General features: G+C 73.0%; 8 protein-coding genes. 2 read left to right on the forward strand and 6 right to left on the reverse strand.

All coding sequences use genetic code 11. From position 1 onward, the window contains the following. Positions 1-385: 385 nt before the first annotated feature. The 4 genes from ADK86_RS18295 to ADK86_RS18310 all read right to left on the reverse strand — a co-directional run bounded on the left by ADK86_RS18295 (position 386) and on the right by ADK86_RS18310 (position 7,450). A complete protein-coding gene (locus ADK86_RS18295) occupies positions 386-1,951 on the reverse strand; it encodes a maltokinase N-terminal cap-like domain-containing protein (protein WP_053697538.1) in 1,566 nt (521 codons plus the stop codon). 258 nt (positions 1,952-2,209) lie between these two features. Further along, a complete protein-coding gene (treS, locus tag ADK86_RS18300) occupies positions 2,210-3,910 on the reverse strand; it encodes a maltose alpha-D-glucosyltransferase (protein WP_003982225.1) in 1,701 nt (566 codons plus the stop codon). Next, complete coding sequence (locus ADK86_RS18305) at positions 3,907-5,910, reverse strand: alpha-1,4-glucan--maltose-1-phosphate maltosyltransferase (protein ID WP_053697539.1); 2,004 nt, start codon at positions 5,908-5,910, stop codon at positions 3,907-3,909. The genes treS and ADK86_RS18305 overlap by 4 nt, the downstream gene beginning before the upstream one ends. A gap of 340 nt (positions 5,911-6,250) precedes the next feature. After that, a complete protein-coding gene (locus tag ADK86_RS18310) occupies positions 6,251-7,450 on the reverse strand; it encodes a S8 family peptidase (protein WP_053697540.1) in 1,200 nt (399 codons plus the stop codon). 355 nt (positions 7,451-7,805) lie between these two features. On the opposite strand from ADK86_RS18310, the gene glgP reads away from it, so the two are divergent. Next, a complete protein-coding gene (gene glgP / locus ADK86_RS18315; RefSeq protein WP_053697541.1) occupies positions 7,806-10,523 on the forward strand; it encodes an alpha-glucan family phosphorylase in 2,718 nt (905 codons plus the stop codon). Positions 10,524-10,585: 62 nt separating this feature from the next. Here the strand turns inward: glgP and ADK86_RS18320 are convergent, their stop codons facing one another. Beyond that, positions 10,586-10,873, reverse strand: a complete 288-nt coding sequence (locus ADK86_RS18320; protein ID WP_030596287.1) for an antibiotic biosynthesis monooxygenase family protein — start codon at positions 10,871-10,873, stop codon at positions 10,586-10,588. A gap of 121 nt (positions 10,874-10,994) precedes the next feature. Continuing rightward, complete coding sequence (locus tag ADK86_RS18325; RefSeq protein ID WP_053697542.1) at positions 10,995-11,972, reverse strand: GlxA family transcriptional regulator; 978 nt, start codon at positions 11,970-11,972, stop codon at positions 10,995-10,997. 85 nt (positions 11,973-12,057) lie between these two features. On the opposite strand from ADK86_RS18325, the gene ADK86_RS18330 reads away from it, so the two are divergent. Next, positions 12,058-12,990 (forward strand): NADP-dependent oxidoreductase, encoded by a 933-nt coding sequence (locus ADK86_RS18330; protein ID WP_053697543.1) that lies wholly within the window; start codon positions 12,058-12,060, stop codon positions 12,988-12,990. Positions 12,991-13,000: the final 10 nt, after the last annotated feature.

Raw genomic sequence — 13,000 nt, forward strand, 5'->3', positions numbered from 1 at the left:
GCGGGGTGGTGGCGGGGGCGTGCGCGGCGGGGGAGGAGGCGGCTCCGCCGGACCCGGCAGGGTCGTCACGCACCGGCAGGAAGGTTGCCGGAACACCGGACCGGGCGGCGGTTGCCTCCGGGGCCCCGCCCCGGGCGGCCGGGCCCCGGGCGGGCGCGGTTTCTTGCGATGGGCGGCGGGACGACGAACGGGCGGTCACGAGAGGAGCCTCCTCGGCCAGATTCAGGTGTCGGGGTGTCTGGGATATCTGCGGTGTCCGGGGTGCGGGGGTCTGGCGCACACCGGGGCGCACACCGGGTATGCCGGGCCGGCGGGCGGGGCCGACGGTGCCGCGCCTGCCGGTATTGGTGCTCCGTAGAGCTGCGGGTGGCCCGCTCCCGCCGTTTCATGCGCGTCCATCGGCGCCGTCCAGGTCCGGTCCCGGATCGCCGCCGCCGGGCCCCCGGGACGCCGGCGCTCCGGCGAGCCGCCGCACCGCGGCCATCGGCACGGGCAGCCAGTTCGGCCGGTGGCGGGCCTCGTACAGCACTTCGTACACGGCCTTGTCGGTCTCGTACGCGCGCATCAGCTCGGGCGCCGAGCGCGGATCGAGCCCGCCGGCCTCGGCGTACCCGAGGCAGTAGGCGGCCCGGGTGCGCCGCGCCCACTCCAGCGACCAGGGATCGCCGCCGGAAGGACCGCTGCGCGCCGCGTAGTCGAACGAGCGCAGCATGGCCGCCACGTCGCGCACCGCGGGCTGCGGGCGCCGCCGCTCGGCCAGCGGCCGGGACGGCTCGCCCTCGAAGTCGATCAGCGACCAGCGGCCTTCGTCGGCGGTCCGCAGCGTCTGGCCCAGGTGCAGGTCGCCGTGGATGCGCTGGGCGGGCCAGGCGCGCCCGTCGTGCCCGAGCGCCGCCAGGTCGTCGAAGGCGGTGCGCAGCCGGGCGCAGTACGGCCGCAGCGCGGGCACCACCCGCGCGGTGGCCACCAGCCGTTCGTTCATCTGGGTGGCGATCGCGTCGAGTTGGGGGCGGTACAGCTCGGTGGTGGGCAGCGTCCCGGCGAGCGCGGTGTGCACCTCGGCGGTGGCGTGCCCGAGGGCCCGCGCCGAGCTGGTGAAGTCGGCCTGCACGGCGAGGGCGTTGAGGGCCAGCTGCCAGCCGTCGGCCGAGCCGGCCAGATAGGGCTGGAGCACGCCCAGCGTCACCGGCTCGCCCTCGCCGGGCCCCGGGTCGGTCTCGAACCACGCGGCGGGCGCCGGGACCCGCGCGCACTTGGCGCGCGCCAGCGCCAGCGGCAGTTCCAGGTCCGGGTTGAGGCCGGGCGCGGTGCGCCGGAAGACCTTGAGGATGTACGCGTCGCCGTACACCACCGAGGAGTTGGACTGCTCGACGGCGACCGGGCGGGCGGGCATCCCGGAGGAGATGGTGCTGTCGGGCACCCGGCGGAACCGCAGCCCGCCGAGCCGCCCCGGCACCCGCAGCCGCTCCAGCAGGAGCGCGCACAGCCGCGCGTCCAGCAGGGCGTCGTAGACCGTACGGCCGTGCAGCGGGCCGCTCGCGGGGCGGCCGATTACGGCGGGGGCGAGCTGCGGCGGCAGCGCGCTGTGCACGCCCAGCAGGAGTTGGTAGCAGTCCGCGGTGGCCGCCGGCCCGCCGGACGGCCCCGCGGCCGCCTCGGCGGGGCCCTCCTGCGGCACCGGCTGCGGGGCCCCGGGGGGTGCCGCCGACTGCTGGGCCCGTACGAGCAGGTGCAGCAGCCCCGGTGTGGCGCCACCCGCCGCGCACGGCAGCAGCTCGGTCGCCGACACCAGCTGGAACCCCGAGATCGGCCGTCCTTTGCCGGCGAACCAGCGCTGCCGCGGCAGCCATTCGGTCAGCAGGGGGGCGAGGGAGGTGAGCAGCGCGGGCGCGGTGATCGAGAGGCGGTCGTGCGGACTGCGGATGGCACGGGTCGAGGCGGTCTCCGACATGGCGTCGCGTCCTTTCCCCGGGCACACGACAGATAGGGCAGAGTGTCCCGGAATGCGGCCTTGACTGTGCGGCGGTGCGGGACGTGTCGGGTGAGGATCGTCCGTACGGCAGCGGCGTCCGTGGGGATTACCCCTGACGCCGGGGTTTCGGCGAGGTCTCACCCGGCCCGTGCGGTAGTAGGGAGACTGCCCGTGGGGGCGGCCGGAAAACAGTGCGCGGTGGTTTTCCGCCGCCCCGGCCGGACGCCGGTCGTGACCCTAGACCGCCCCCCTCCGCAGCCGGAACCAATAGAAGCCGTGGCCGGCCAGGGTCAGCAGATAGGGCCATTCCCCGATGGGCGGGAAACGGACGCCGCCGATCAGCTCGACCGGGTGGCGGCCGTTGAATGTCCGCAGGTCCAGTTCGGTGGGCTGCGCGAATCGCGAGAAATTGTGGACGCACAGCACCAGGTCGTCCTGGTATTCGCGCAGGAAGGCCAGCACCGCGGGGTTGGACGAGGGGAGTTCGGTGTAGGTGCCGAGGCCGAAGGCCGGGTTCTGCTTGCGGATCTCGATCATGCGGCGGGTCCAGTGGAGCAGCGACGACGGTGAGGACATCGACGCCTCGACGTTGGTGACCTGATAGCCGTAGACCGGGTCCATGATGGTCGGCAGGAAGAGCCGGCCGGGGTCGCAGGAGGAGAAGCCGGCGTTCCGGTCGGGCGTCCACTGCATCGGCGTGCGGACCGCGTCCCGGTCGCCGAGCCAGATGTTGTCGCCCATGCCGATCTCGTCGCCGTAATAGAGGATCGGCGAGCCGGGCAGCGACAGCAGCAGCGCGGTGAAGAGCTCGATCTGGTTGCGGTCGTTGTCGAGCAGCGGGGCCAGCCGGCGGCGGATGCCGATATTGGCCCGCATGCGCGGGTCCTTGGCATATTCCGCATACATATAGTCACGCTCTTCGTCCGTGACCATTTCCAGCGTCAGCTCGTCGTGGTTGCGCAGGAAGATGCCCCACTGGCAGTTGGCCGGAATCTCCGGGGTCTTCGCCAGGATTTCCGAGACCGGGTAGCGCGATTCCCGCCGGACCGCCATGAAGATGCGCGGCATGACCGGGAAATGGAACGCCATGTGGCATTCGTCCCCGCCCTTGGAGTAGTCACCGAAATAGTCGACGACGTCCTCCGGCCACTGGTTGGCCTCGGCCAGCAGCACCGTGTCGGGGTAGTGGGCGTCGATCTCCGCCCGTACGTGCTTGAGGAAGGCGTGCGAGGCGGGCAGGTTCTCGCAGTTGGTGCCCTCCTCGGCGTACAGGTACGGGACCGCGTCCAGCCGGAACCCGTCGATCCCCAGGTCCAGCCAGAAGCGCAGCGCGGAGAGCATCTCCTCCTGGACGGCCGGGTTCTCGTAGTTCAGGTCCGGCTGGTGGGAGAAGAAGCGGTGCCAGAAGTACTGCTTGCGCACCGGGTCGAAGGTCCAGTTCGACGCCTCGGTGTCGACGAAGATGATCCGCGCGTCCTGATACTGCTTGTCGTCGTCGGCCCAGACGTAGTAATCGCCGTACGGCCCGTCCGGGTCGGTGCGGGACTCCTGGAACCACGGGTGCTGGTCGCTGGTGTGGTTCATGACGAAGTCGATGATCACCCGCATCCCGCGCTGGTGCGCGGCGTCCACGAACTCCACGAAGTCCGCCAGGTCGCCGAATTCCGGCAGGACGGCGGTGTAGTCGGAGACGTCGTAACCGCCGTCGCGCAGCGGCGACTTGAAGAACGGCGGCAGCCACAGGCAGTCCACGCCCAGCCACTGGAGGTAGTCCAGTTTGGCCGTGATGCCCTTGAGGTCGCCGATGCCGTCACCGTTGCTGTCCTGGAAGGAGCGCACCAGGACCTCGTAGAAGACGGCCCGTTTGAACCAGTCGGGATCGCGGTCCTTGGCCGGGGTGTCCTCGAACTTGTCCGGGACGGGCTCGTTGACGATCAATTGGGTGACCCTCCGATCGGTGAGGACGGTCGCAGGGAGAACAGGTGGGCGGGAGCCGGCGAACGGCCCGGCTCCAGGCGCACATAGTTGTCCCTGCCCCAGTGGTAGGTCTCGCCGGTGAGCTCGTCGCGCACCGGGACGGAATCGTGCCAATCGAGGCCGAGTTCCGGCATGTCCAACGACACCGTCGCCTCGTGGGTGTGGTGCGGGTCGAGGTTGACGACCGTGAGCACCGTGTCGGCCCCGGCGCCGCTCCCGGCCCGTTTGGAATAGGCGAGGACGGCGTCGTTGTCGACGGTGTGGAAATGGAGGTCGCGCAGCTGTTGGAGCGCCGGGTGGCGGCGTCGCAAGCGGTTCAGCGTGGTGATGAGAGGAGCGATCGTACGGCCCTGGCGCCCCGCTGTCTCCCAGTCCCGGGGCCTGAGTTGGTACTTCTCGGAATTCAGGTACTCTTCGCTGCCACTTCGTACCGGCGTCGACTCGCACAGCTCGAATCCGGCGTAGACGCCCCACGTCGGGGAGAGGGTCGCGGCCAGCACGGCGCGTACCTCGAACGCGGGCCGCCCGCCGTGCTGGAGATAGGCGTGCAGGATGTCCGGCGTGTTGACGAAGAAATTAGGCCGCATGTACGACGCGGTCTCGCGCGACAGCTCGGTGAGGTACTCGGTGAGTTCGTGCTTGGAGTTGCGCCAGGTGAAGTAGGTGTACGACTGCTGGAAGCCGATCTGCGCCAGCGTGCGCATCATGGCCGGCCGGGTGAACGCCTCGGCCAGGAAGATGACGTCCGGATCGGTGCGGTTGATGTCCGCGATCACCTTCTCCCAGAAGAGGACCGGCTTGGTGTGCGGGTTGTCGACACGGAAGATCCGCACCCCGCGCTCCATCCAGAAGCGCAGCAGCCGCTCGGTCTCCCGCACCAGCCCGCCCAGGTCCGCCTCGAACGCCAGCGGGTAGATGTCCTGGTACTTCTTCGGCGGGTTCTCGGCGTACGCGATGGAGCCGTCCGCACGGTGGTGGAACCACTCGGGGTGCTCGGTGACCCAGGGGTGGTCCGGCGAGCACTGGAGGGCGAAGTCCAGCGCCACCTCCATGCGCAGGTCGCGCGCGGTGCGCACGAAGTGGTCGAAGTCCTCGAAGGTGCCGAGGTCCGGGTGGAGCGCGTCGTGCCCGCCCTCGGCGGAGCCGATCGCCCAGGGTGAGCCGACGTCGTGCGGCCCGGCGGACAGCGCGTTGTCGGGCCCCTTGCGGTAGGACGTGCCGATCGGGTGCACGGGCGGCAGGTACACGACGTCGAAGCCCATGGCGGCGACCGCGGGCAGCCGCTCGGCGGCCGTCCGGAACGTGCCGCTGACCGGCGGCGCGCCTACGCGCAGCACCGCGCCCTCCGACCGCGGGAACAGCTCGTACCACGATCCGAACAGCGCGCGCCGGCGCTCGACCAGCAGCGGCGCGGTGCGCGAGGCGGTGACCAGCTCGCGCAGCGGGTGGCGGTCGAGCGCGGCGGTGACCTCGGGGGTGAGCGCGGCGGCGAGCCGGGTGGCGGCGGGCAGGTGGGTGTCGCGCAGCGCGTCCGCCGCGGCCAGCACCGCTTCCCGGCCGTCTTTCTTGGGCACCCCCTCCGCGGCGCGCTCGTGGAGTATCGCGCCTTCGGCGAGGACCAGTTCGGTGTCGATACCGGCCGGGATCTTGATGCCGGCGTGGTGGCGCCAGGTGCCGACCGGGTCCGACCAGCCCTCGACGCCGTACGTCCACCGGCCCTCCACGTCCGGGGTGACCTCGGCGCCCCAGCGGTCGGTGCCGGGGGCCAGTTCGCGCATCGGGGTCCAGGGTCCTGGGCGGCCCAGCGGATCGCGCAGCACCACGTTGGCGGCGACCGCGTCGTGGCCCTCGCGGAAGACGGTGGCCGAGATCTCGAAGACCTCGCCGACCACCGCTTTCGCCGGGCGGCGGCCGCAGTCGATCAGCGGGTGGAGGTCGAGCACGGGAATGCGGCCGATCATGGGTACACCTGACGGTTGGGATGTACTACCGGATTCTGTCCTTTCTATCGTTTTCGCGACAGTTGGACGGGCTGCGGGCATGGGCTCTCCTGTCCGCTTTCACTCGGCTGGCGGATGGGGCGGTGCGGGGAAGCCATGGGGCGCGTACGCAAGACCGGTACGGCCAAAGCCTTCCCGTGGCGCGTGGTGGGGCAATCGGGCCGTCCGCGCACTACCGGCACGTAACCACGGAACGGAATATGACCCGGTCCTGTCCCGCGGCGGACGGGTGCGCACGTGCCGGCGTGCGCCCGGCCCCGTCCCGCGCACGCCGGGGCGGGGCCGGGGCGCACTGGCGCCGCTAGCGGGGCCTGACCTGCAACAACGCGGTCGGCGAGCCGGGGCCCGCCGCGGTGATCCGGTGCTGGGCCGCGGTGGCGGCCAGCGCGTTCCGCACCTCCTTCGGTCCGGCCCACCGGTGGGACGACAGATAGAGCGCGGCCGCGCCGGCTGCGTGCGGAGCGGCCATGGACGTGCCGGAGAGGGTTCGCTTCGCAGTGTCTCCCGAGTGCCACGCGGACGTGATGTCCACACCCGGTGCGAACAGGTCGAGTTTTGCGCCCCAGTTGGAGAACGCGGCACGCCGGTCCCGTGCGTCGCTCGCGCCCACCGTGATGGCCTCGCTCACCCGCCCGGGCGAGGACGCCTCGGCCCGCCGCCCGCCGTTGCCGGCCGCCACCGTGAAGGTGACACCGGCCGCCACGGCGTTGCGTACCGCCTGGTCGAGCTGCGGGCTGGGCACGCTGCCCAGGCTGAGGTTGGCCACCGCCGGGCGCCGCGCGTGCCGGGCCACCCAGTCGATGCCGGCGATGACCCGCGCGGTGGTGCCCCGGCCGGCACGGTCCAGGACGCGTACGGCCACCACGCGGGCCCGCTTGGCGACGCCGTACCGGGTGCCGGCGGCCGTGGCGGCGACATGGGTGCCGTGTCCGTTGGCGTCGTCCGCGTCCGCGTCGTCGTCCACGAAGTCCCAGCCGCTGCGGGCCCGGCCGCCGAAGTCCCGGTGCGTGGTGCGCACGCCGGTGTCGATCACGTACACCGTCACGCCCCGGCCGCCCGACGGCGGCGCCGCGTAGGACCGGTCGAGCGGCAGGCCCGCGCGGTCCAGCCGGTCCAGGCCCCAGGACGGCGGATTGCGCTGGGTGCGGTCCAGCAGGACCGTGCGGTCGCGGGTCACGGACGCCACGGCCGGGTCCGCGGCCAGCCGTCGTGCCTGGTCCCGGGTCGCGCGTACGGCGAAGCCGTTGACCGCCGTACGGTACGTGTGGCTGATCCGCACCCCGTACCGCGCCGCCAGCGCCCGGCCCGCCGCGGACGCCGCCCGCACCCTGCCGGGCCCGGAGGCCAGGGTGACGATGTAGCCGCCGCGTGCCGTGTCCGCGGTGGCCGGTGCCCTCGTTCCGGCCGGGGTGGCGTGCGCGGGCAGGGCGGTGGCGGTGAGCACGGCCGCGGCGGCGACGGCGGCCGCCGCGCCCCCGCGGCGTGTCCATATGGGTGTCATGCCTCCGGTTCCCCTCCTCAACTCGGCTGGACACCGCCGCAGTTGCGAACGGGGAGTCGGGTACCGTCGCCCGTGCCGGCGGTGCCGCACCGCAGCCTTCCGTCCGGCGCGAGCCCGGACAAGAGTGCACGAGGGTGTGGAACCGGCCATATCGGCCACAAGGGGTGGGTGGGAGTCGGGAGAGGGGGCGTGCGGGCCCGGTCCCGGGTGGCCGGAAAGCGCCTTCCGGGCGTCCGGCTCGGCCGAACGGGTGACGGCCCAAGCCCCGCCCCGATCATGGCAGTTGGCGGCCGGATCCGAGCGGATTACGGGGTACCGGGCGAATCGGGCGGCCCCGCGCCGCTACGGTCGTAGCGTGAAGGCCATTCGTCGGTTCACCGTGCGCCCCGTCCTCCCGGAGCCCCTGCGACCCCTCAGCGACCTGGCGCGCAATCTGCGCTGGTCCTGGCATCCCGAGACCCGCGAGCTCTTCCACGCCATAGCCCCCGCCGGCCGGCGCCGCGCGGGGCTGGACCCCGTACGGCTGCTGAGCACCGTCTCCGCCGAGCGGCTGGCGGAACTGGCCGGCGACCGCCGGTTCCTGCGCCGGCTCGGCGCCGCCGCCGACGACCTCCAGGACTACCTGACCGGGCAGCGCTGGTATCAGAGCGCGCAGCAGAGCGGCCGGGACGGCCGGCTGCCCGAGGCCGTCGCCTACTTCTCGCCCGAGTTCGGCATCACCGCCGCCCTGCCCCAGTACTCCGGCGGCCTCGGCATCCTCGCCGGCGACCACCTCAAGGCGGCCAGCGACCTCGGTGTGCCCCTGATCGGCGTCGGCCTGCTCTACCGGCACGGCTACTTCCGCCAGTCGCTCTCCCGCGAGGGCTGGCAGCAGGAGCACTACCCCGTGCTGGACCCCAACGAGCTGCCGCTCGATCTGCTGCGGGAGGCCGACGGCACGCCCGCGCAGGTGGCCCTCGCGCTGCCCGGCGGGCGGCAGCTGCGCTCGCTGGTCTGGGTGGCCAGAGTCGGGCGCGTACCGCTGCTGCTCCTGGACTCCGACGTCGAGGAGAACGCGCCGGGCGAGCGGGACGTCACCGACCGGCTCTACGGCGGGGGCAGCGAGCACCGACTGCTCCAGGAGATGCTGCTGGGGATCGGCGGGGTGCGGGCCGTACGGACGTACTGCCGGCTGACCGGCCACGCCGCGCCCGAGGTCTTCCACACGAACGAGGGACACGCCGGCTTCCTGGGCCTGGAGCGCATCCGCGAGCTGGCGGACGCCGGCCGCGAGGGCGGCCCGGGCACGGCCGGCGGGCCGGTCGGGCTGGACTTCGACGGTGCGCTGGAGACCGTACGCGCCGGTACGGTCTTCACCACCCACACCCCGGTCCCGGCGGGCATCGACCGCTTCGACCGCGAACTGGTCGCCCGCCACTTCGGCGAAGCCGCCGAGCTGCCCGGCATCGACGTCGAGCGGATTCTCGCGCTCGGCCTGGAGACCTATCCCGGCGGCGAGCCGAACTGTTTCAACATGGCGGTGATGGGCCTGCGGCTGGCCCAGCGCGCCAACGGCGTCTCCACCCTGCACGGCCGCGTCAGCCGGGAGATGTTCGCCGGGCTGTGGCCGGGCTTCGACCCGGAGGACGTGCCGATCGTCTCGGTGACCAACGGCGTGCACGCGCCCACCTGGGTGGCACCCGAGGTCTTCCGGCTCGGCGCGCGGCAGATCGGGCCCGGCCGCACCGAGGACGCGCTGTCGGTCGGCGACTCGCGGCGCTGGTCGGCGGTCGCGGACATCCCGGACGCGGACGTGTGGGACCTGCGGCGGGTGCTGCGCGAACAGCTCGTGGAGGAGGTGCGGCGCCGGCTGCACGTCTCCTGGCGGCAGCGCGGCGCGGGCGCCGCGGAGCTGGGCTGGATCGAGGGCGTCCTCGACCCGGACGTGCTGACCATCGGGTTCGCCCGCCGGGTGCCCTCCTACAAGCGCCTCACCCTGATGCTGCGCGACCGCGACCGCCTGATGGAGCTGCTGCTGCACCCCGAACGGCCCCTCCAGATCGTCGTGGCGGGCAAGGCCCACCCGGCCGACGACGGCGGCAAGCGCCTCGTACAGGAACTGGTCCGCTTCGCCGACGACCCGCGCGTACGGCAGCGGCTGGTCTTCCTGCCCGACTACGGCATGGCCATGGCGCAGAAGCTCTATCCGGGCTGCGACGTCTGGCTCAACAACCCGCTGCGCCCGCTGGAGGCGTGCGGCACCTCCGGCATGAAGGCGGCGCTCAACGGCTGCCTGAACCTGTCCGTGCTGGACGGCTGGTGGGACGAGTGGTACGAGCCGGACTTCGGCTGGTCCATCCCGACCGCCGACGGCCATGCCACCGACGAGAACCGGCGCGACGAGCTGGAGGCCAACGCCCTGTACGAGCTGCTGGAGCAGCGGGTCGCGCCGCGCTTCTACGACCGCGACACGAACGGCGTCCCGCGGCGCTGGGTCGAGATGGTCCGGCAGACGCTGGTCAACCTGGGGCCGAAGGTGCTGGCGGGCCGGATGGTGCGGGAGTACGTGGAGCGGCTGTACGCCCCCGCCGCCCGCGCCCAGCGCGCGCTGACACCGCAGGCCGCCACCGAGCTGGCCGCGTGGAAGGCCCGGGTGCGGGCCGCGTGGCCGCAGGTCGCGGTGGACCACGTGGAGACCGGGGCCCTGGTGGTGGACCGCGCCGAACCGGCCGGCGTGCCGGGCGGCCCGCCCAACGGCAGCGCCGAACTGGGCGCGACCCTGGCCCTGCGGGTCCGCGTCACCCTCGGCACGCTGGCCCCGGACGACGTGGAGGTACAGGTCGTCTCGGGCCGGGTGGACGAGTCGGACCGCATCACGGACGCCACGACCGTGCCGCTCAAGCCCACCGGCGGCCCCGACCTGGAGGGCCGCTGGCTCTACGAGGGCCCCCTCGCCCTCGACCGCACCGGCTCCTTCGGCTACACGGTCCGCGTACTGCCCGCCCACCGCCTGCTGGCGTCGGCGGCCGAGATGGGACTGCTGGCGGTGCCGTCGGAGGCGACGGGGGAGGAGGCCGGGGTGCTGATGCGCTAGGCCGCTGTCCGTAGGCGGCCGGGGCTTCGTACGTACGGCGTGCGGGGCCCCGGCCGGACCGGTCAGCGGGACAGCAGGAAGTGGACCTGGCGGGGCCGGACCTCCAGGTCGCTCAGGCCCTCGGGTGTCGCGCCCAGCTCGCGGGCGACCTCGGCCGCCGCGCGGAAGGTCTCCTCGGACTCGAAGGAACCGGTGGTGACGACGGCCTCGCCGTCCGGGGTGACCCAGACCCCCACGGACAGGAAGCCCGGCTGCGACCGCGCCGCTTCGGCGACCTGGTGGCACTGGCCGACGAACTCCTCGACGTGCTCGGGGGCCGGGTAGTGGAAGGCGACGAAACCGAATGCCATGGCGGTGTCCCTTCTCGGACATACGTTTCGGTACGAGCCGAAGCTAGACGGGCCGCACGGCTCCGTACAGAACGAGACCGGCCGCACCGCTGAAGCCGCCCGCGGCGCGCGACGGGCGGCTTCAGCCCGCGTGGGCCGCCGGCTGCTCCTCCGCCGCGCGGGGCGCCCGGAACGTCCGCCGGTACGCCTGCGGGGAGACGCCGATGGCGGCGTGCAGGTGCTGCCGCAGGGACGCGCCGCCCGCGAAGCCGACCTGTCCGGCGATCAGGTCCACCGGCAGGTCGCTGGTCTCCAGCAGCTGGCGGGCGCGCAGCAGCCGCTGCTGGATGAGCCACCGCCCGGGGCTGAGCCCGGTCTCGTCGCGGAAGCGGCGGTTGAAGGTGCGCAGGCTCATCCCGGCGTGCCGGGCCAGCCGGGTCAGGGTCAGCGGCTCGTCCAGGTGCTCCAGGGCCCACTGCTGGGTGGCCGCGGTGCCGGTCGCGGTCGGCGCGGGGACCGGCTGCTCGACGTACTGGGCCTGGCCGCCGTCGCGGAACGGCGGTACGACGCACTTGCGGGCCACGTGGTTGGCGAGCGCCCCGCCGTGGTCGGCGCGCACCACGTGCAGGCACACGTCGATGCCGGAGGCGGCGCCGGACGAGGTCAGCACGTCGCCGTCGTCGACGAAGAGCACGTCGGGGGTGAGCCGTACCTTCGGGAAGCGGCGGCGGAAGTCCTCGGTGAGCTGCCAGTGGGTGGTGGCCGGGCGGCCGTCCAGCAGTCCGGCGGCGGCCAGCACGTAGGCGCCGGTGCAGATCGACACCATGCGGGTGCCGGGCCGGATCATTGCCAGCGCGGCGCTCACCGCCTCGGGCAGCTCGCTGCGGACGTGGTCGGGGGCGATGGACGGGACCACCACGGTGTCGGCGGTGCGCAGCACCTCGGGCCCGTGCTCGACGGTGATCGAGAAGTCGGCGCCGCAGCGCACCGGGCGCCCGTCGGCCGAGCAGGTCAGCACCTCGTAATGGCCGTCGGCGGCGCCGAAGACCCGCCCCGGTATGCCGAGCTCGAACGGATAGACGCCTTCCAGGGCCAGGACCACCACACGATGCGTACGCATGGCACGATCCTATCGGGAGATGGCCATCGTGCCATTGTCGCGATCAGGGCCGTCGATCAAGCTGGACGGCATGAGTGAACACACCATGCGTGCCATCAGCCAGGACGTCACCGGCGGACCCGAGGTCCTGAAGGAAACCGAACTTCCCCGGCCCGAGCCGGGCGTCGGCCAGATACAGATCGCGGTCCGCGCCGCCGGGGTCAACCCCACCGACTGGAAGCACCGCGCGGACGGCTTCTTCATCAGGACGCTGCCCCGCGTCCTGGGCTGGGACGTCTCCGGCGTCGTGACGGCGGTCGGCATCGGCGTCACGCTGTTCGCACCGGGCGACGAGGTCTTCGGCATGGTCCCGTACCCGTACGGCGTCGGCACCCACGCCGAGTACGTCACCGGCCCCGCGCGCGCCTTCGTGCACAAGCCCGCCGCCCTCGACCACGTCCAGGCGGGCGCCCTGCCGCTGGCCGCGCTCACCGCCCACCAGGCCCTGGTGGACACCGCGGACATCCGGCCGGGACAGCGCGTGCTGATCCACGCGGCGGCGGGCGGCGTCGGCCACCTCGCCGTACAGATCGCCAAGGCCAGGGGCGCCCATGTGATCGGCACGGCGAGCGCCGCCAAGCACGACTTCCTGCGCTCCCTCGGCGCCGACGAGGTGATCGACTACCGGGAGACCGACTTCACCGAGGCCGCAGGTCCGGTCGACGTGGTCCTGGACACCATCGGCGGTGACACCCTCGCCCGTTCGCTGGACGTGGTGCGCGGGGGCGGCACCATCGTCTCGATCCTTCCCCCGGTCGACCCGGCGACCGTCGCGGCGGCCGCGGAGCGCGGAATCCGCCTGGCGGTGATGATCGTCGAGGCGGACCACGCGGGCATGCGCGAGATCGCCGCCCTCGCCGAAGCCGGCACACTGCGCGCGCACATCGCCGCGGCCTTCCCGCTCGAACAGGCCGCGAAGGCGCACGAGATGGGCGAGACCGGGCGTACCCAGGGGAAGATCGTCCTTGAGGTGAAGTGACGGGCCGGCG

The sequence above is a fragment of the Streptomyces sp. NRRL F-5755 genome (genome assembly GCF_001279365.1).
Classification (GTDB): Bacteria; Actinomycetota; Actinomycetes; order Streptomycetales; family Streptomycetaceae; genus Streptomyces; species Streptomyces rimosus.